Raw genomic sequence first — 19,104 nt, 5'->3', positions numbered from 1 at the left:
TAAAGGTCGTAGTTCCACTCGTTGTATACGCCTTTTTGATTCAAAAGAAGTGAATATTATAGCTAAAGGCTGTTTATATGCTACTTTATGGATTTAAAGCTTTCTGTAACGTGTCAATATTCTTTTCCATCAATGTAAAATAAGTTTCATTATTTTTGATATCTTCTTCTGTTAATACGCTTAGGTTATGCAATGTTAGTGTATCTGCACCTACTTCCTTTTGAATAACTGAAGCAAGTTTAGAAGAAACGTTTTGTTCAAATAAAATATATTTTATATTTAATTCTTTTGCTTGCTCAACAATTTGCGTTAATTCTTTTTGAGAAGGTTCACTTTGCGAGTTTAGCCCAGCAACTGCAACCTGCTCTAATCCATATGTTTGGGCAATATAGCCAAATGAAGCATGAGATATAAAGAATGTTTTTGTTGCAGCTTCAGAAGCCATTTTTTTAAAATCTTGATCTAATGATTCAAGCTCTGAGACTAATTGGTTATAGTTATCATTGAATGTTTTTTCTTGTTCTGGCAAAGTTTCAACAAGTTCATTTTTAATTGATAATGCTAAATCTTGTGAAATAGTAGGAGATAACCAAATATGAGGATCAATATCTCCATGGTTATGCTCATCATGAGATCCTTCTTCATGTGCATGTTCATCTTCTGCATGCTCATGCTCTTCTTCTTCATGTGCATGTTCATGTTCTGTTGTTGCATTTAACTTTTCATCTGAAACACTATCAGCTGCTGCAACAAGTTTAACATTTTCATTTTCTAAAGTTTCTTTTGCATTTTCAACAAAGCCTTCTAATCCAAGACCGATGTAGAAAAATAAGTCAGAGTCAGCCAATTTCATCATATCTTGCTGAGTTGGTTCAAACGTATGCTCATTTGCTCCAGGAGGATAGATGGAAGAAACATTTACGTAGTCTCCACCAATACGTTCTGCAAAGTAGCTTAATGGATAAACTGTAGTATAAATATTTAATTTCTTAGATTCTTCTTGATTCGAAGTAGTTTCACTAACTGAATTCGTATCAATGTTTGTACTATTACAAGCTGTTAAAACAAGTATTAGTGCAAACAATAATAAAAATGATAATTTTTTCATTAAATCACACCTTTTTAAATAGTAATAATTACGATTTGTATTTTCAACATTTTCAATAATACATGAACAATGAAAAAATAACAATAAAAAAAAGCCTCCGATTTTATTTTTTTTTCGAAGGCCATTTTTCTGGTACCGGATCAAATCCTCCAGGATGAAATGGTTGACATTTTAATATGCGAATAATCGTTAATATTAAACCTTTAATTGCTCCATGCTTTTGAAAAGCTTCTAAGCCATATTGAGAGCAAGTTGGGTGAAAACGGCAAGTTGGAGGCGTTATAGGTGAAATAAATTTTCGATAAAATTGAATGAGCCAAATAAAGGGATATTTCATTTTTTTTACTCCTGATTTTTATATTAAAATCTATTTATTTTCTAAATATACCACTTCTCTTAAATAGAAGTAACAAAATGCTTTTATGTTCACCGGATGTTTAATTTTTAGAAGAACGGTTATAGTAAAGATGTATTATCATTTTATTTTTTGAATTATATGCAACAACTAGTTTAATTTATAGCATTTCCTAATTACATTATCCGGTTGAGGTGATTTTTATGGCAAACAAAACATTAATTGAACAATTAAATGATTTAGTTGCAACATGGTCCGTACTTTATACGAAATTACACAACTATCATTGGTACGTAAACGGCCCTTCCTTCTTCACACTTCACGCAAAATTTGAAGAGCTGTACAATGAAGTAACATTAAATTTAGATGAAGTTGCTGAGCGTATCCTTACAAAAGGGGGAAAGCCAGTAGCAACCTTATCAGAGCATCTTCAAATGTCACACATTAAAGAAGCAACTGGAACAGAGTCGACTGAAGAAATGGTACAAACGACAATTTCTGACTTTAAAACAATTATGACTGCTTTAAAAGAAGCAATGGGAAAAGCAGCTGAAGAAGGTGATGACCGCACAGAGGATATGCTAAATGCGGTTGTTCAGAGCTTAGAAAAACATACATGGATGCTGTCAGCGTTTTTAGGGAATAACCAATAAAAATTAAAGCTTTACAATGAATAGGGTAAAGCAATCGGACTGCTAAGAAAAACGACTATCATAAATCAATTACTTTTTATTTATCATAGAAAAATCCGCTTTAACGGCGGATTTTTTATTTTAACTAGAAAACTTTTAACAATTTTTGTGGCTGTACACTTTTGAATAACTACTATTTTTTCGTACCATACTTAATGAAAAGGAGTGATTATCATAGATCAAACAACAATTTACGTTTCAGTCCTAAACCAGTCCTTTAGTTATATTCCTTTAGGGTTGCCATGTGAATTTAAACTTCAATTGGATCAAAATAAAGCACAAATATTCGAAAGACTATTTATGCAAATCGATTCATTAGAATTTGATAATGCTGTACGCGCACATCTTCCTTATATCCCATATCATTTAGATGCATCTAACGATGAAATTGATACTCGATTAAAAAAAATTTATGCTCTTATCCATGAATTTGGAGATGACCATACAAAAGAATTTGTCAAGCAACTGCCATATTTCCATTGATTACAGTGCATCCCTTAGCTAGACTATAATAAGTATAGGAGATGAGCAAAGGGATGTTTACTTTTATAGATAATAATGGATGTAAGGTGAATTTAAGATTTGATGAAGGTCCATTTGATATTGAGCCAAAGCATGTAATTGTTTTTGTGCTTTATCAAGGAAAATGGCTTTGTACAATTAATAAAAAACGCGGTGTAGAATTTCCTGGAGGCAAAGTTGAGCCTGGTGAAACCTTACAACAGGCAGCTATCCGTGAAGTTTATGAGGAAACAGCTGTACATATAACAGATTTAAAATGGTTTGCATACTATGTCGTGCATGATAAAGTACCTTTTTGTAAGGCGGTATTTACAGGGAAAGTTGAAAAAGTAGATCCCTTTATCGGAGAGTATGAAACAATCGGTATGACATGGCTTTCAACTGAAGAATTAATGAATCATTCAAATTTAAGCTTCTTCATGAAGGATGATGGAATGAAAAAGATGTTACAGGAAGTGAAGTATCATGAAAGACAATGGTAGTATTGAATCTATAAGAAGCTATCCGTCACCCAATTCAACTGTACAATTACAAGAAATTGTATATTGGTCACAAGGATATCGTGTAAAGGGATTACTTGCAAAACCAAAAGCACAAGGGAAATATAGAGCTCTTCTTTATTTGCGCGGTGGATTGCAATCTATCGGAATGGTTCGACCGAGTCGAATTGCTCAATTTGCGAGTCATGGGTTTGTCGTTTTTGCCCCCTACTATCGAGGAAATCGGGGAGGGGAAGGAAGGGATGAATTTGCTGGTGACGATCGCTGCGATGCTGTAAATAGTGTAGAACTATTGAAACAAATTGCAAATGTGGATGATGTACATCTGTTTGGTTTTTCGCGTGGCGGATTAATGGCACTATGGACAGCTATTTTACGAAATGATATTAAATCGGTCGTAACATGGGCCGGCGTTTCAAATGTAACTTCAATGTATATGGAACGTGTAGATATGCGTAGAACATTAAAGAGAATAATCGGTGGATCACCGAATAAAGAACAAGAAAAATATGATGAACGAACACCACTTTATAAAGTTGATAAAATTAATGCACCAGTTCTTATTATTCACGGAACAGAAGACGACAACGTCAGCATTGATCAATCATATGAGCTTGAACAAAAATTGATGGAAGAAAAGAAACAGGTGGAAACATGGTATGCATCTGGACTTTCTCACCATTATCCTCCTGAAGTAAACAGAAAAACGGTTAAAGCACTTTGTGAATGGATGAAAACAATTTAATCTTTTAATGCGAGGACTGTCTAGAAATTTGGACAGTCCTTCTATTTTTTTGCATTAAGATCCTTGTCAATAGGGAATCGTCCAAACAAAATAATGGGCGGTTCTCTTTTAAATTTTAAAATATTAAAATTTTTCCGATATTTTGTTATTTATCTATTTATTCAGAAAATTAATTATGATATATTGTAATTATTACAGTAATGCTAAAAAAAGGAGGTGCAAAATTGGAAGAGGTTTATTCAAAGATTAAGGAGCTTCGTGTAAAACAAAATATGACATTAAAAGATCTAGCAGAAAAAACTGGCTTGTCATTGAGTTTTATTTCACAGGTAGAACGCGGAGCTACTTCTCTTTCCATAACATCTTTACAAAAAATTGCAATTGCCCTTGAAGTAAATATGAATTACTTTTTTGAGGAAGAAGTAAGGGCAGAGAATTATGTAGTTCGTAAAAATGAACGACATGAGTTTACAACCAATTTCGGAAGTCAAATCTACACTAGGTTAGCAGGAAGCTTCGGAAATCGAAAATTAGAACCTCTACTAGTTACCCTCCCTCCAAAGATTAAAGAGGAACAGCAATATTCTCACAACGGAGAGGAATTCTATTATGTATTAGAAGGGGAAGTTATTTTTTATTTAAATAACGAAAAACACCATCTTTATGTTGGAGATACAATCCATTTCCCATCATCCGTGGAGCACCAATGGGAAAATCCACTAGAAACAAATTCAACAGTTATTAGTATTGTTATACCGATTATTTTTTAAAGGGGGATTCAAATGAGAATAGCTACAGATATTGGAGGTACTTTTACAGATTTAGTATATGTTGATGATTTAGGGAATTTTGGCATTGCAAAAAGTAGTACAACGCCGCCGCATTTTGAAAATGGTGTAATTGATGTGTTGGATAAAATCGGTGAGACAGGTAAAAACAGCGACATGTTTATTCATGGAACAACGGTTATTATCAATGCATTGACTGAACGTAAAGGAGCAAAAACAGGTTTAATCACTACAAAAGGATTCCGTGATGTATTAGAAATTGCGCGCGGCAATCGTCCTGATTTGTTTAATGTGAAGTATGAGAAGCCGAAACCATTTGTTGAGCGCTATTTGCGAAAAGAAGTTTCTGAACGTTTAAATTTTAAAGGTGAAGTGGTTGCTCCACTAGAACGTTCTGAAATTGAAGAAATCATAGAAGAGTTTAAAAAAGAACAAGTAGAAGCGATAGCTGTAGCGTATTTGCATTCATATGTAAATCCTACCCATGAGATTCAAACAGTACAATGGATTCGTGAACTTTGGCCAGAAGTAAAGGTAACTGCTTCAAGTGAGATTACTAAAGAGTGGCGCGAATATGAACGTACGAACACAGCTGTTCTAAATGCATACGTACAGCCGATAGCAGGTGAGTATATAGAAAGATTGGAAAATAAAATTTTCGAAAATTCAAACTTCAAACAAAGTTATATTATGCAATCCAACGGTGGAACTTCAAAGTTTAATCGAGCGAAAAATTCACCAATTACTATGGTTGAATCAGGACCGGTTGCAGGAGTTTTAGGTGCAGCAGTTTTAGGTGAATTTATAGGTGAGAATAATATTATTGCCTTTGATATTGGAGGAACAACTGCAAAATGTTCATTAATTGAGAACGGAGAAGTAAAGCTTTCAACAGATTACTATATTGAAAAGGACAACCGAAATGCTGGCTATCCAATTAAAACACCGGTTGTTGATATTGTAGAGATTGGTAATGGCGGCGGCTCTATTGCATGGATTGATGATGCAGGTTCATTAAAAGTTGGACCACAATCAGCAGGTGCATATCCAGGACCAGTAGCTTACGGCTTAGGTGGAACAGAGCCTACTACTACAGACGCTAATTTATTAACAGGCCGTCTATCAAGTAAAAACTTCGATTATGAGGTTGATTTAAATGCCGTTCGTGGCGCAATCGAAAGTAAAATTGGCCGAAAATTTGATATTTCAGCTGAAGAAGCTGCTTTAGGAATCATTCGTATCGCTAATTCCAATATGCTAAACGCACTTAAATTAATTTCTGTTCGTAAAGGATATGATCCACAAGACTTTACTTTGATTGCATTTGGCGGCGGTGGTTCAATGCATGCACCGGCATTAGCACTAGAACTTGGTGTGAAAAAAGTTGTTATCCCAGTAGCATCTCCTGTTTTCTCTGCGTGGGGAATGTTGATGACTGATTTGCGAAATGATTATATTCAAACTTATATTAAAAAAATGGACGAGTTATCAGTTGAGGAACTCAACTCACATGTAAAGGAAATGGAAGCAAAGGCTTTGTCGGAATTTTCTGCAGATGGTATTGATGAGAGTTTAGTAGAATTCAAATTATATTTAGACATGAGGTATTTGGGTCAAGAACATACAGTAAAAGTGCCGGTTGAGCTTAGCGATTTATTTAATAAAGAGCGAATCATTAATGAATTCCATAAGCTTCATAAGAAAAACTATACTTTTAATTTACCAGAGTCTCCTACTGAGATTGTGAATTTCCATTTAACAGCCTTTGGTAAGGTGAAAAAGCCGCAACTTAAAGAATCTCGTATTGAACATGAACTTGAGGAAGCAAAAAAAGAAGTGAGAGATGTTTACTTTGAACAATTAGGTTGGGTGTCAACTCCAGTTTATGACCGCGATTTGTTGCCAACAGAACAAGTAATTTCAGGACCGGTCATTATTGAAGAAAAGGCTGCTGTAACAGTAGTTTATAAATCTCAAAAGATAATGAAAGATGTATTTGGAAATCTTATTATCGAAAAGGAGGAAAAATAAATGACAGCAAATGCAGTGAAGCTTGATCCATTTACTTTAGAAATCGTTAAAGATTCTTTACTTGCAGCAGGCGATGAAATGTTCATTGCTTTAGCAAGAACTTCAATGAGTCCAATAATTTATGAAGTGCTAGATTATGCAAGTGGTTTAACTGATGCAGAGGGAAATCTCCTGACACAAGGCAATGGAGTGACAGGATTTATCGGGATGTTGTCGTTTATGGTAAAAGAGACATTAGCAAAATATCCGGGAGATAAATTAAAAGAAGGAGACGTTATTATCATTAATGATCCTTACCAAGGTGGAGGCTCCCATTTATCTGATGTCGGTCTAGTAATGCCAATTTTCCATGATAATAAATTGATTGCTTTTGCAGCGAATAAAGCGCACTGGACAGAAGTGGGAGGAAAAGACCCAGGTTCGTTTACAAATGATGCAGTAGATATTTTCCAGGAGGGACTGCAATTCCCGTGCATCAAGTTGTTTAACGAGGGAGTTGTAAATGAGGCATTAGTGGAAATTATTTCTGCCAATGTACGCTTCCCGGATTTATCATTAGGAGATATGTATGCACAAGTAGCGGCGCTTAAAACAGGTGAAAAACGTGTCAAAGAGTTGTGTGAAAAATATTCGTCTGAAGTTATTCAATCAGCGATTACGTATCACTTAAATCACGGAGAAAAAATTTCTAGAGCAGAGCTTGCTAAATTGCCAAAGGGTGATTTTTATGCAGAAGACTTTATTGATACAGATGGCATCGGTAATGGTCCTTTCCCGATAAAAGTGAAAGTTACTATTACAGATGAAGAATTTATTTGCGATTTTAGAGGCAGCTCACCTCAAGTACCTGGTCCTATGAATTGCTCTTATACTGGACTAGCTTCTGCAGTTCGTGCAATTTTCTTGGCAATTACAAATCCGGATATTGACGTGAATGATGGTGTATTTAGACCATTAAAAATTATTGTAGATGAAAAGTCGATTATGTCTGCTGAAAGACCAGTGCCAGTATCAAATTATTTTGAAACGCTATTAGGAAGCTTAGATTTAATTTGGCAAGCACTTGCTCCACATATCCCAAATCGATTATCAGCTGGCCAATTTTTATCCGTATGTGCGGTTACCTTATCAGGAACTCACCATGAAGATGGGGAATCTTTCTTAATAGTAGAGCCTTCTGTCGGTGGGTGGGGAGCATCAAATAATATGGATGGTGCATCAGGACAGTTTTGTTTCTCAGACGGTGAAACTTACAACGTTCCTATAGAAGTAGCAGAAACTCGATACGGGGTTATGATTGATGAATATAGTTTGCGAATCGATGGAGACGGCTCTGGTGTTGGTCAATATGTTGGCGGTAAAGGTGTTATTCGCTCCTATCGTGCAATGACTGATAATCAACTCGTTACAGTTACTTTTGGACGCAATAAGTTTTTACCTTGGGGTGTAAATGGAGGGCATCAAGGATCTCCAAATCAATTTATTATTAAAAAATCAGATGGTACTGAAGATGGACCATTTGGAGTTTACCCAAGATATAAGCTCATGAAGGGTGATGTTGTACAACTAATGACTGGAGCAGGTGGAGGTTATGGAGACCCAAATTTAAGACCGCCAGAAAAGGTTGCACAGGACGTAAAAAATGGCTATTTTACAATCGAAGAAGCACGAAAATATTTTGGTGTAGAAATTGATTCGGAAACTTATAGCTTTAGAAAAATAGAAATATAGAAAAAGAGGTTATTAATAATGGAAATTCAGAAAAATATTGTAATATCTGGAACTGTAGAAGATTTATTTAACAAAAGCTTTGAAAATACTTGTGTACGATTTGGCATTGCAACGATTCAACCAGGTGAAAGACTGCCAAATGAAGGTTTAACGAGCCATGAGGAAAACGAATTTTCTTATATTATGAAAGGAACTCTTAGTGGTGAATCAGGGGGGGTCCCTTATTCTATCAAAGCTGGGGAAGCGTCAATAATTCCAGCTGGCGAACAACATTGGTGTGTAAACGAAGGCAATGAACCGGTTCAATTAGTCTATGCCCTTGTAAAATAAATGAATGGAGGAATTTTTATTGAATAAAGTTGAAGATTCTACACGTTTAGGACAAGAAGAGGAAATAAAATTTCTAAGTAATGATCCTGCTCTGACTGAAATTCCGCTAAAAGATCGACAACATTGGCTTACACCAGCGATGATTTTTGGAGGATTAGAATTTACAATTCCAGTATTAATGGTCGGTGCTTCATTAGCAGCGAGCTTTGGTTTATCAAAAATCCTTTTAATTTTAATAATAGCGCTTTTTGTTTTTCAATGGGTTGGCAATACTGTTGCGGGTTATATTGGTGCGAAAACGGGTAGATCTTCATCTGTTATAGCGAAAACAAGCTTCGGCACTACTCAAGCACGCGTTATTGTAGGGTTAACGATATTTGTCGTATCTCTCGGCTGGTGGGCACTACAAACAGCAGTTGCAGGGAACGCAATTTCGGCCATGTTTGGCATTGATTATACAACACAATATTGGAGCTGGGTTTTAATAACTGTAATTGCTGGTTTACTGTTTGCTTTACCTTCAATAATTGGCTATAACTCAATGAAATGGACAGACTATTTAGCAGTACCAGCAGGGTTGATATTAATTATTGGTGGGATTTACTTATCATTAAAAAATATTGGTTGGTCAACAATAGCTAATTGGAATCCTGAGCCGACAATGACAATTGCAGCTGCTATTAGCCTTGTAATAGGTGTAAACGTTTCTCAATGGGTAATTGCTTCTGACTATACTCGTTATGCTAAACCAACGTGGAAAGATAATTTGTTAATACCTAGTGGAATTGTGGTTGTTGGCTTCCCATTGTTTATTGTTGGGGCGATTATGTCTGTAGGCGTTGGTGATGCCGATATAGTAAATGTAATGATGAATTTAGGGTTTCCTATCTGGGGCTTTTTAATTTTATGGTTAGCTACATGGACTTCACAAATTGTAAATAATTACAGTATGGGCTTAGCCCTTGCAAATGTGTTAAATATTAGTTCAAGTAAAGGACGTGCAGTTTTAACTTTAATAGGTACAATAATTGCGATCATCATTGCAATTTTAGGAATCCTAGATTACTTTGAGGACTTCCTGTACTTAACTGCTTTATTATACCCTGCAATTGCTGGCGTTTTATTTTCTGACTTCTTCTTTATACGCAAACAAAAGTGGGTTGAAATTCCGGGCTGGAACTGGATGGCAACAATAGCAGTAGTTATTTCGGTAATCGTTGGCTATTATACTCAATATATTAATCCAATGGGACTGCCGGCTATTCAATCTCTACTAGCTTCAATGGCTGCATACTTAGTCGCAATGAAAATCAAAAAGAAAGTAGCACCAGATTTGTTTACTGAATAACATTTTATAAGTTGCACTGTAAAATTGTATCATTTAAGGAGCGGGCTTCACATTTTGAGCCCGTTTTTTTTTATAAAAATAAAAAGCAGATTGCTCATGTAATTATGAGAATTTGCCCAGATGTTGACAAACGCTTTAATACTGCACTGTACTTGCCGCTATGCTTATCAGACAGTATTAATGTTTATAGAAAAAAAGTATAGAAAAGTCAAAATTGACTTTTCTATACTCCGAGAAAACAGCTCAAGTAAATAGGAGCTATTTTCTTTTGTTATCTATGATATAAACTTAAATAGGATATGTCTAACTTTGAATTAAACTAAAGGTCCACCTTTTTTCAGGATATCTTCAGAAACGTTGGCGAATTTTTTAAAGTTTTCTTTAAATAAATCTGCTAGGTATTGAGCTTTTTGATCGTATGCATCTTTATCTGACCAAGCAGCACGAGGATTTAATACTTCACTTGGTACACCCTCGATTGCCGTTGGGATGTGTAAGCCAAAGATTGCATCTTGAGTAGTTTCTACATTGTTAAGCTTACCATCGATAGCAGCACGAACCATTGTACGAGTATAAGAAAGCTTCATACGGCTTCCAACACCATATTCTCCACCAGTCCAACCAGTGTTTACTAAGAATACTTGTGAACCATGTTCATCAATTTTTTGTCCTAGCATTTCAGCATAAAGAGTTGCTGGAAGTGGTAAGAATGGTGAACCAAAACAAGTAGAGAATACTGGTTCAGGAGATGTAACTCCACGTTCTGTACCTGCTAATTTTGAAGTGAATCCACTTAGGAAGTGGTACATAGCTTGTTCTTTTGTTAACTTACTGATTGGAGGTAGCACACCAAAAGCATCAGCAGTTAAAAATACGATTGTTTTTGGATGACCTGCAACAGAAGGCGTTACAATATTATCGATATAGTGTATTGGGTATGCAGCACGTGTATTTTCAGTTAATGACCCATCATCATAATTAGGAATGCGAGTTACTGGATCAACTACAACATTCTCTAATACTGAACCAAAACGAATAGCACTATAAATTTCTGGTTCTTTTTCAGCTGAAAGGTTAATTGTTTTTGCGTAGCAGCCACCTTCAATATTGAATACGCCATTATCTGACCATCCATGCTCGTCATCACCGATTAATTTTCGGTTGCTATCAGCAGATAAAGTTGTTTTACCAGTACCAGAAAGACCGAAGAATAATGCAACATCTCCAGCTTCACCTACGTTTGCAGAGCAATGCATAGGGAAAATTCCGTTTTCTGGCAGTAAATAGTTCATAATACCGAAGATAGATTTTTTCATTTCACCAGCATATTCAGTTCCACCGATTAAAATGATTTTCTTTTCTAATGATACAATAATGAATGTTTCAGAATCTGTTCCATCGATTGCTGGATCAGCTTTAAAGTTTGGTGCTGATACAATTGTGAATTCTGCAACATGAGAAGCTAATTCTTCTTCAGTTGGACGGATGAATAATTGGTGACAGAAAAGATTGTGCCAAGCGTACTCATTTACAACTTGAATAGCAAGCTGTGAGTCTTTATCTGCGCCAGCAAAGCCTTTAAATACGTAAAGTTCGTCTTTTTCTTTTAGATAGTTTATAACTTTTACATAAAGGTTATCAAACACTTCAGCAGAAATCGCGCGGTTTACATTACCCCAGTCGATTTTGTCTTTTGTGCTCTCTTCAGTTACAATATATTTATCTTTAGGAGAACGTCCTGTATATTTACCTGTTTCAGCGACGATAGCACCATCAACAGTTAAAATAGCTTCTCCGCGGGAAGTAGATTTTTCCACTAATTGTGGCACTGAAAGTTGAACTTTTATGTTGCCACCGTTTAATAATTCCTTCAGTTCGTTTGCAATTTCTACTGAATTCATCGATTAAATACCATCCTTTTTTAAGTATTCCCACTCTCATGGAGGTTTGTTTATATGTCAAAAATAGTATAACACATTGATTTAAATAATCTATACTAATGAATAAATTATTTTTTAATTTTTAAACATTTTAAGAATTAGAGAAAAAAGATTTGACAACAGCCCTTACATTACGTAACATGTTGAGATGAACGGATACTCTTATCCCGAGCTGGTGGAGGGTCAAGGCCCTATGAAGCCCGGCAACCTGCATTATTTATAATGCGATGGTGCCAACCTGATGCAAGGGACATACCCTTGAACGATAAGAGTGAAAGGTAATGAAACGACAATTCCTTTTACTCATGCAAATAAACGTGAGTGAGGAATTTTTTTTTTCAATATAGAACACAATGAAAATTGATAGGAATTCTACCTATTTTTATGTGCCTTTCTAAATCCTCGTGTTAAAAAGCAGCAACGGCTTGGAGTCCTATTGATAAGCGGACTTAACATGGGTAATGAGTACCGTATCAAAATCGAGAACTGTCTCGCTAAGATAATTAGGAGGAAACCAAATGACAAACCGTCGACTGTTTACATCAGAAAGTGTAACAGAAGGGCATCCGGATAAAATTTGTGATCAAATTTCCGATGCAATCTTAGATGCAATTTTAACAGAAGATCCAAATGCACGTGTAGCATGCGAAACAACAGTTACAACTGGGTTGGTGCTTGTTGCAGGTGAGATAACAACTTCTACATACGTTGATATTCAAAGCGTTGTTAGAAATACTGTAGCAGACATCGGCTATACTCGTGGGAAGTATGGCTTTGATGCTGAAAATTTAGCTGTTCTTACGGCAATTGGGGAACAATCCCCTGATATAGCTCTTGGAGTTGACCAAGCATTAGAAGCACGTGAAGGATCAATGTCAGATGAGGACATTGAAGCAATAGGTGCAGGAGATCAAGGATTAATGTTTGGGTATGCTTGTAACGAAACTCCTGAATTAATGCCTTTACCAATTAGCCTTGCTCATAAATTATCAAAAAGATTAACTGAAGTTCGTAAATCTAAAGAAATTGCATATTTACGACCAGATGGTAAAACGCAAGTAACAGTTGAATATGATGAAGACAACCATCCAAAACGTATTGATACAATTGTTATTTCCACACAACACGATGAAGATGTATCATTAGAACAAATTCAAGAAGATTTAAAAGAAAAAGTTATTCGTGAAGTTGTTCCAGCTGAGTTAATTGATGAAAAAACAAAATTTTTCATTAATCCAACAGGCCGTTTTGTAATCGGAGGACCTAAAGGAGATGCTGGTCTTACAGGACGAAAAATTATTGTAGATACTTATGGTGGTTATGCACGCCATGGCGGTGGAGCATTCTCAGGAAAAGATCCAACGAAAGTGGACCGTTCTGCAGCGTACGCAGCTAGATATGTTGCTAAAAATATCGTTGCTGCTGGTCTTGCTGAACGTGCAGAAGTTCAGCTAGCTTATGCTATCGGTGTTGCTCGTCCAGTATCCATTTCTATCGATACATTTGGAACAGGTAAAGTTGCAGAAAGTAAATTAGTGGAATGGGTAAGTGAACTATTCGATTTACGCCCAGCAGGCATTATTAAAATGCTTGATTTACGTCGACCAATTTACAGACAAACAGCAGCTTATGGACATTTTGGACGAACAGATTTAGATGTACCATGGGAAAATACAGATATTGCTGAAAAGTTAAGGGAAAAAGCAGGGCTTTAATTTCTTCTAGAACTCTTAGGCATCGTCTTTTGATTAAACCAACAGTTTCTTGTAGGGAAAAATGAAATAAACGAAGATGCAGGTAGAATATGAATTTTACCTGCATTTTTTTTCTTCTATTTAATATAAAGTATAAAATGTGAAAAAGTTTCTAGCTTCAGAGCCCAGCCCATTGAGGTCGCGGACTGCCCTCGGTCGAAAGCTGAAAAAGCTTCGCGATTCGGGCACTTTCACCACACACGGATGTGCAAGTGCCGGCAAGACATGCGATGTGGCGCTTTTATCGGCCAGCGCTTGAGGCTAACACCATATGAGTCATGTCGGCGTTGCTACACGATGTGACGATTTCGCCGACGCGGTGCTAATCAAGGCGCTTTCGCTATTTTTAATATGGTTATTTTTGTAGTGATTTATAATATTGACCTTTTTCTACATATTCACGAATGATTCGATCCATGTCTTCACGATCCTCGCTCGTAATTTCACGAATTACTTTTGCAGGACGTCCCATTGCTAATGAATTGGGAGGGATTTTTTTCCCAGGAGGAACCAAGCTTCCAGCACCAATAAACGCACCTTCACCAATTTCAGCCCCATCTAAAATAATTGAGCCCATACCTATTAAAGCTCTTTTTCTAATTACACAACCATGTAAAGTAACCTGGTGGCCTACAGTTACTTCGTCTTCTATAATTAAAGAATTATTTGGACTTTGGTGTAAACAACTTAGGTCTTGAATGCTGCAACGTTTTCCGATGACTGTAGGTGCTACATCCCCCCGTATTACGGCATTGAACCAAATTGTACTTTCTTCTCCTATTGTAACATCACCAGTGATTACGGCATTATCCGCAATAAAAACAGATGGGTCTATTTTAGGATTTTTATTTTTAAAAGGGTAAATCATCGAAAATCTCCTCATTTCTAAGTATTATATATAAATATCGTATCAAATTAGATAGCGAAAAGAAATTTTAAAAAATAGCATCTATCCCCAATATGCATTTGTCAGGGTAGGAGGATTAATTATGTGGAAGTGGGAAGCAGAAGGACAAGCAAAAGCTGTCGTTGTTATTATACATAGTGCATTTGAACATCATCGTTGGTATGCATGGTTAATCGAAAAATTGCGAGTGGAAGGTTATCACGTAGTTATGGGCGATTTACCTGGTCATGGGGAGGGTTCGAAATACTTAAGAGTACATGATGAAGCGATAAACAAATATTTAATCTATATTAAACATTTAATGCAAAATGCTGTTACATATGAGCTGCCGGTATTTGTTATTGGCCAGGGCCTAGGAGGAACACTGGCAATAGAATTTTTAAAGAAAAACTCTATTGAATGTGCAGGCTTAATTTTAGCATCTCCTTGGCTTCATTTAAAAAAGAATACGAACTTACTAACAAATGCAATTACTAGCTTAGGAACAATAGCCTCAAGTAAAAAAATCTCGCTTGAGTTCGATAAAAAGATGTTAACAGGAAATATGGAGGGGTATCATGAAATTAGTGATAGCATTCCATATCACTCAAATGTAACGGTGAGATGGTATAAAGATGTTCAGCAATTAATGAAAAATATTACAGCAGAACAAGAGAACTATTTAACTCTTCCAATGTTATTAATGACATCGAAAGAGGATAAAATTTCAGATCCGTTAGCTGCAAGAAAATGGCTTATGAATCAAGGGACTTTCGAAATGCAATATAAGGAATGGCCTTATAGTTACCATAATCTATTTCACGATAATGAACGTGAAGAAGTTTTTATCTATGCCCGAGATTTTATAAATAACGTAATGAGGTCTATTGGATACATAGTGAAATAGATAACTCTGAATATTCAGTAAATTAAAGTGCGGCTATCGACGAGAGATTAAGAGGAAAAAATTGTTTATAGGTTTAAATACTAATAAGTGAAGTTTTTATATACAAAAATTAGAAGAACTGCATATCTAAAAATGTCGACAAAGTCGTCTTTTGGCGAATTTCTCGACAAATTGAAATACCCAGTAGATTATACTGGGTATTTTTTTATTGTTCTAAAATATGCATTATTTTTAATTCTAGTAAACTTTTACTATCAAAATATATTGAATTAATTCAATTGATGTAATATATTGAATTTTGTAACAATAAAATATTTAAAAAAAGGGGAGTGGATATATGGAGAATTTAGTTAACGCGTTGAATAATTTTTTCTGGGGTCCTTGGTTTATTTACGGGATTCTTATTGTAGGGATCTTCTTTTCAGTAATAACAAGATTCTTACAGGTTCGACATATTAAAGATATGTTTTCTTTAATGTTTAAAGGGGAAAAATCTGAAAAGGGGATTTCTTCATTCCAGGCATTATCAATTGCTTTGTCTGGTCGAGTTGGTACTGGTAATATTGCAGGTACAGCTACAGCAATCGGTTTCGGTGGACCTGGTGCAGTATTTTGGATGTGGGCAATTGCCTTTATTGGTGCTGCAACAGCCTACGTTGAGTCAACATTAGCTCAGATTTATAAAGAGGAAAAAGAAACTGAATATCGAGGCGGTCCTGCATTCTACATAGAAAAAGGTATGGGCCAAAAATGGTTTGCAATTGTTTTTGCAGTTGCGGCTTTATTAGCTATGCTAGTATTAATGCCCGGTGTTCAATCAAATGCAATTGCTGGTGCTGTTGAAAATGCATTTGGGTTAGAAACTTGGATTACTGGTCTAATCATTGCGGTATTATTAGGTATCATCATTATTGGTGGTGTTAAATGGATTGCAAATGCAGCACAATTGATTGTACCTTTTATGGCAATTGCTTATATTTTAATGGCTCTTATAATTATTGTAATGAATATTTCTGAACTACCAAACGTCATTTCTCTTATCTTTTCTAGTGCATTTGGTGTTCAAGAATTATTTGGTGGTATTATCGGATCAGCCATTGCTTGGGGTGTAAAACGTGGTATTTACTCAAATGAAGCTGGACAAGGTACTGGTGCTCACCCTTCAGCAGCAGCAGAAGTATCTCATCCTACTAAACAAGGTTTAGTTCAAGCAGCTTCTGTATATATTGATACTTTATTAGTTTGTTCGGCAACTGCATTCATGATCTTATTTACTGGTATGTACAATGTACAAGATGAAAAGGCTCCTGAAGGTTCTGATCCTTTCGTTTACGTTGGTCAATTTAGCGAGGGGCAATTATCTGGAGATGAACAAATTTCATTTGCTAAAAGTATTGAAGCGGGTGCAGACTTTACTCAATATGCAGTAGAATCAGCTTTACCTGGCTTTGGTGCTCCATTTGTTGCTATTTCACTATTCTTCTTTGCATTTACAACAATTATGGCATACTACTATATTGCTGAAACGAATATCTCTTATCTTTTCTCTGGAAGAGGAGAGAAAATTGGGATATGGATTGCAAAAATAGTAATTTTGGTTACTGCATTCTATGGAACAGTTCGAACTTCTACATTAGCATGGGCTATGGGTGATGTTGGTTTAGGTTTGATGGTATGGATTAATGTCATCGCAATTTTAATTATTATGAAACCTGCTATTATTGCTTTAAAAGATTATGAAGCTCAGAAAAAAGAAGGAAAAGATCCAGTCTTTGATCCACAAAAGCTAGGAATTAAAGGTGCGGACTTCTGGGAAAAAAGAAATAAATAAACATTTATAAAGGGCTGCCGATATTGGCAGCCCTTCAGGTTGTTGACAAAAGACCTTCAGAATGGGCTTATTCTGAAGGTCTTTTGTAATTTTAATAGATTATTGGGTATTTAACCGACTTATTTGGGGTAAAAACACTCTTCGAGTATTATATTTTAGGCCATTTCTGAAGCTTGCCACGTCCAATTAGCAAGCTTTTTTAAATTCATGGCAGCAAAAGTAAGCATCGCCTGCATAGACAATTTTTTAATTCCACGTAGGGTTGTCCATCGCATACCATGCTTTTCTTTTGCATCTGCAAAGACACGTTCAATCGTTTCTTTACGTCTAGCATATATTTGTTTGATATCACTTTGATGACGAAGATGATCCGCTTCCTCTACATGATGTGCCCAAATATGACGTTCAATGATTTTTCTGTGATCCTTACTACTTGTACATTGAGTAAGTAAAGGACAGTTTACACACTGAGTAGGGTTTGATTTATATTGGCGTTTCCCATCTTTAGTCGTTGTCGTATATTTAAGGACTTGCCCTTCCGGGCAAAGATAGCAATCATAATACTCATCATAGACATATTCATGTTTGCGTAAAAATCCATCCTTTGTTTTTGGTCGTGTATAAGGAAGTGCTGGTTGAATATCATGTTCAAATAAGAATTTAGTAATCGCAGGTGTTTTATAAGCAGCATCGGCAGCAACAGCAAGTGGCTTTTTCACTTTTTCCATTACCTTTTCAACAAGTGGTTGAAGCATATGACTATCATGAACATTACCAGGTGTCACAATTGATCCGAGTATAAATCCATAGCGGTCAGCTGCCGCATGAAATGAGTAAGCAAACTGCTTAGTTCGTTCATCTTTTACATAGTAGCCACTTTCAGGGTCTGTCGTACTTTCTTTAATTTCCTTTATCTCTTCTTTTTCAAATTTATCTGGTGGGAATGGTTTCTTCCCATGATCAATCCGATCTTGATTCAATTCTTCTTGAAGTTTAGCTTCATATGCCCGAGTCTCTTTACGTACCATCTTCTTCTCGAATTTACGTTTATTCGCACTCGCTTTAACATGCGTTGAATCGATGAAAACATGGTCAGCACTTAGTAATCCTTTATCAGCAATTTCTTTAAGTATTCGATAGAAAATCTGTTCAAAGATATCTGTGTCTTGAAAACGACGTTCATAGTTTTTACCGAAGGTTGAAAAGTGTGGTACTTCTGAATGGAAGCCAAATCCTAAAAACCATCGATACGCCATATTCGTTTCGATTTCTTTTATTGTTTGACGCATTGAACGGATTCCAAATACATATTGAACAAATGTCATTTTGATTAATACGACTGGGTCAACACTCGGGCGACCTAATTTAGAATACAGCGGTTCTACTAGTGGATAGATGAAAGAATAATCAATGGCTGATTCAAGCTTTCTAACAAGATGGTCTTTTGGTACAAGTTCTTCAATCGTAATCATCTCAATTTGATCGCGTTCATTTATTTGATTTTTCGACATCATTTCCATTCACCTCAACGTATATTTAGAAGTAGTTGATTGTAGTGTAGGCGGCGACTCCTGCGGGAAAAGCGTGACGGCCGATACCCCGCAGGAGCGTAGCGACGAGGAGGATTGGCCCACGC

At 35.9% G+C, this 19,104-nt stretch carries 17 protein-coding genes and 1 riboswitch; of the genes, 12 read left to right on the top strand and 5 right to left on the bottom strand.

Annotated features, from left to right (window positions below; all coding sequences use genetic code 11):
• Nucleotides 1–85 precede the first annotated feature (85 nt).
• Both MKY04_RS15665 and yidD read right to left on the bottom strand, forming a co-directional pair.
• Nucleotides 86–1,108 (bottom strand): metal ABC transporter solute-binding protein, Zn/Mn family, encoded by a 1,023-nt coding sequence (locus MKY04_RS15665; protein ID WP_346234689.1) that lies wholly within the window; start codon nucleotides 1,106–1,108, stop codon nucleotides 86–88.
• A gap of 103 nt (nucleotides 1,109–1,211) precedes the next feature.
• Nucleotides 1,212–1,445: a membrane protein insertion efficiency factor YidD gene (gene yidD, locus MKY04_RS15660; protein WP_126294131.1), complete on the bottom strand. Its 234-nt coding sequence runs from the start codon at nucleotides 1,443–1,445 to the stop codon at nucleotides 1,212–1,214.
• Between the two features lie 221 nt (nucleotides 1,446–1,666).
• Between yidD and MKY04_RS15655 the strand changes: the two genes are divergently transcribed.
• The 9 genes from MKY04_RS15655 to MKY04_RS15615 all read left to right on the top strand — a co-directional run bounded on the left by MKY04_RS15655 (nucleotide 1,667) and on the right by MKY04_RS15615 (nucleotide 10,150).
• Nucleotides 1,667–2,116 (top strand): Dps family protein, encoded by a 450-nt coding sequence (locus tag MKY04_RS15655; RefSeq protein WP_126294130.1) that lies wholly within the window; start codon nucleotides 1,667–1,669, stop codon nucleotides 2,114–2,116.
• 204 nt (nucleotides 2,117–2,320) lie between these two features.
• Entirely contained in the window at nucleotides 2,321–2,638 is a 318-nt protein-coding gene (locus tag MKY04_RS15650; RefSeq protein WP_346234688.1) for a transposase, read from the top strand.
• Between the two features lie 53 nt (nucleotides 2,639–2,691).
• Nucleotides 2,692–3,159 (top strand): NUDIX hydrolase, encoded by a 468-nt coding sequence (locus MKY04_RS15645; protein ID WP_126294129.1) that lies wholly within the window; start codon nucleotides 2,692–2,694, stop codon nucleotides 3,157–3,159.
• Nucleotides 3,143–3,922: an alpha/beta hydrolase family protein gene (locus MKY04_RS15640; RefSeq protein ID WP_126294128.1), complete on the top strand. Its 780-nt coding sequence runs from the start codon at nucleotides 3,143–3,145 to the stop codon at nucleotides 3,920–3,922. The genes MKY04_RS15645 and MKY04_RS15640 overlap by 17 nt, the downstream gene beginning before the upstream one ends.
• Nucleotides 3,923–4,146: 224 nt before the next feature.
• The gene (locus MKY04_RS15635) at nucleotides 4,147–4,692 is read left to right on the top strand and encodes a helix-turn-helix domain-containing protein (RefSeq protein WP_126294127.1); all 546 of its coding nucleotides are present in this window, start codon (nucleotides 4,147–4,149) and stop codon (nucleotides 4,690–4,692) included.
• A 12-nt stretch (nucleotides 4,693–4,704) separates the two neighbouring features.
• Nucleotides 4,705–6,741, top strand: coding sequence for a hydantoinase/oxoprolinase family protein (locus tag MKY04_RS15630; protein WP_346234687.1), 2,037 nt, complete (start codon nucleotides 4,705–4,707; stop codon nucleotides 6,739–6,741).
• Nucleotides 6,742–8,472 carry a hydantoinase B/oxoprolinase family protein gene (locus MKY04_RS15625; protein ID WP_346234686.1) on the top strand — a complete coding sequence of 577 codons (1,731 nt, stop codon included), beginning with the start codon at nucleotides 6,742–6,744 and terminating at the stop codon, nucleotides 8,470–8,472. It begins immediately after the preceding gene.
• A gap of 18 nt (nucleotides 8,473–8,490) precedes the next feature.
• Nucleotides 8,491–8,802 carry a cupin domain-containing protein gene (locus MKY04_RS15620; protein WP_346234685.1) on the top strand — a complete coding sequence of 104 codons (312 nt, stop codon included), beginning with the start codon at nucleotides 8,491–8,493 and terminating at the stop codon, nucleotides 8,800–8,802.
• Nucleotides 8,803–8,821: 19 nt separating this feature from the next.
• Complete coding sequence (locus tag MKY04_RS15615; protein ID WP_400194848.1) at nucleotides 8,822–10,150, top strand: cytosine permease; 1,329 nt, start codon at nucleotides 8,822–8,824, stop codon at nucleotides 10,148–10,150.
• 314 nt (nucleotides 10,151–10,464) lie between these two features.
• Here the strand turns inward: MKY04_RS15615 and pckA are convergent, their stop codons facing one another.
• Nucleotides 10,465–12,051: a phosphoenolpyruvate carboxykinase (ATP) gene (gene pckA / locus MKY04_RS15610; RefSeq protein WP_346234684.1), complete on the bottom strand. Its 1,587-nt coding sequence runs from the start codon at nucleotides 12,049–12,051 to the stop codon at nucleotides 10,465–10,467.
• A gap of 198 nt (nucleotides 12,052–12,249) precedes the next feature.
• Nucleotides 12,250–12,362: riboswitch (SAM riboswitch) on the top strand.
• Between the two features lie 246 nt (nucleotides 12,363–12,608).
• Here pckA and metK point away from each other — a divergent pair.
• A complete protein-coding gene (gene metK / locus MKY04_RS15605) occupies nucleotides 12,609–13,805 on the top strand; it encodes a methionine adenosyltransferase (protein WP_346234683.1) in 1,197 nt (398 codons plus the stop codon).
• Between the two features lie 394 nt (nucleotides 13,806–14,199).
• Here metK and MKY04_RS15600 read toward each other — a convergent pair whose 3' ends face one another.
• On the bottom strand, nucleotides 14,200–14,712 hold the full coding sequence (locus tag MKY04_RS15600) for a gamma carbonic anhydrase family protein (RefSeq protein ID WP_346234682.1): 513 nt from the start codon (nucleotides 14,710–14,712) through the stop codon (nucleotides 14,200–14,202).
• Between the two features lie 121 nt (nucleotides 14,713–14,833).
• Here MKY04_RS15600 and MKY04_RS15595 point away from each other — a divergent pair, with 121 nt between their 5' ends.
• Nucleotides 14,834–15,637, top strand: a complete 804-nt coding sequence (locus tag MKY04_RS15595) for an alpha/beta hydrolase (RefSeq protein ID WP_346234681.1) — start codon at nucleotides 14,834–14,836, stop codon at nucleotides 15,635–15,637.
• A gap of 337 nt (nucleotides 15,638–15,974) precedes the next feature.
• Nucleotides 15,975–17,468, top strand: a complete 1,494-nt coding sequence (locus MKY04_RS15590) for an alanine/glycine:cation symporter family protein (protein ID WP_346234680.1) — start codon at nucleotides 15,975–15,977, stop codon at nucleotides 17,466–17,468.
• A 155-nt stretch (nucleotides 17,469–17,623) separates the two neighbouring features.
• Here the strand turns inward: MKY04_RS15590 and MKY04_RS15585 are convergent, their stop codons facing one another.
• Nucleotides 17,624–18,982, bottom strand: coding sequence for an IS1182 family transposase (locus MKY04_RS15585; RefSeq protein ID WP_346235867.1), 1,359 nt, complete (start codon nucleotides 18,980–18,982; stop codon nucleotides 17,624–17,626).
• Nucleotides 18,983–19,104: the final 122 nt, after the last annotated feature.

This window comes from Lysinibacillus telephonicus (assembly GCF_039654155.1).
GTDB lineage: Bacteria > Bacillota > Bacilli > Bacillales_A > Planococcaceae > Ureibacillus > Ureibacillus telephonicus.
Note: the sequence above shows the minus strand (reverse complement) of the source record. Positions and strands in the feature narration are given on the sequence as shown.

Coding starts and splice junctions, on each gene's coding strand:
- MKY04_RS15665 (WP_346234689.1), bottom strand. CDS start 1,108: ATGAAAAAATTATCATTTTTATTATTGTTTGCACTAATACTTGTTTTA.
- yidD (WP_126294131.1), bottom strand. CDS start 1,445: ATGAAATATCCCTTTATTTGGCTCATTCAATTTTATCGAAAATTTATT.
- MKY04_RS15655 (WP_126294130.1), top strand. CDS start 1,667: ATGGCAAACAAAACATTAATTGAACAATTAAATGATTTAGTTGCAACA.
- MKY04_RS15645 (WP_126294129.1), top strand. CDS start 2,692: ATGTTTACTTTTATAGATAATAATGGATGTAAGGTGAATTTAAGATTT.
- MKY04_RS15640 (WP_126294128.1), top strand. CDS start 3,143: ATGAAAGACAATGGTAGTATTGAATCTATAAGAAGCTATCCGTCACCC.
- MKY04_RS15630 (WP_346234687.1), top strand. CDS start 4,705: ATGAGAATAGCTACAGATATTGGAGGTACTTTTACAGATTTAGTATAT.
- MKY04_RS15625 (WP_346234686.1), top strand. CDS start 6,742: ATGACAGCAAATGCAGTGAAGCTTGATCCATTTACTTTAGAAATCGTT.
- MKY04_RS15620 (WP_346234685.1), top strand. CDS start 8,491: ATGGAAATTCAGAAAAATATTGTAATATCTGGAACTGTAGAAGATTTA.
- pckA (WP_346234684.1), bottom strand. CDS start 12,051: ATGAATTCAGTAGAAATTGCAAACGAACTGAAGGAATTATTAAACGGT.
- metK (WP_346234683.1), top strand. CDS start 12,609: ATGACAAACCGTCGACTGTTTACATCAGAAAGTGTAACAGAAGGGCAT.
- MKY04_RS15600 (WP_346234682.1), bottom strand. CDS start 14,712: ATGATTTACCCTTTTAAAAATAAAAATCCTAAAATAGACCCATCTGTT.
- MKY04_RS15595 (WP_346234681.1), top strand. CDS start 14,834: ATGTGGAAGTGGGAAGCAGAAGGACAAGCAAAAGCTGTCGTTGTTATT.
- MKY04_RS15590 (WP_346234680.1), top strand. CDS start 15,975: ATGGAGAATTTAGTTAACGCGTTGAATAATTTTTTCTGGGGTCCTTGG.
- MKY04_RS15585 (WP_346235867.1), bottom strand. CDS start 18,982: ATGATGTCGAAAAATCAAATAAATGAACGCGATCAAATTGAGATGATT.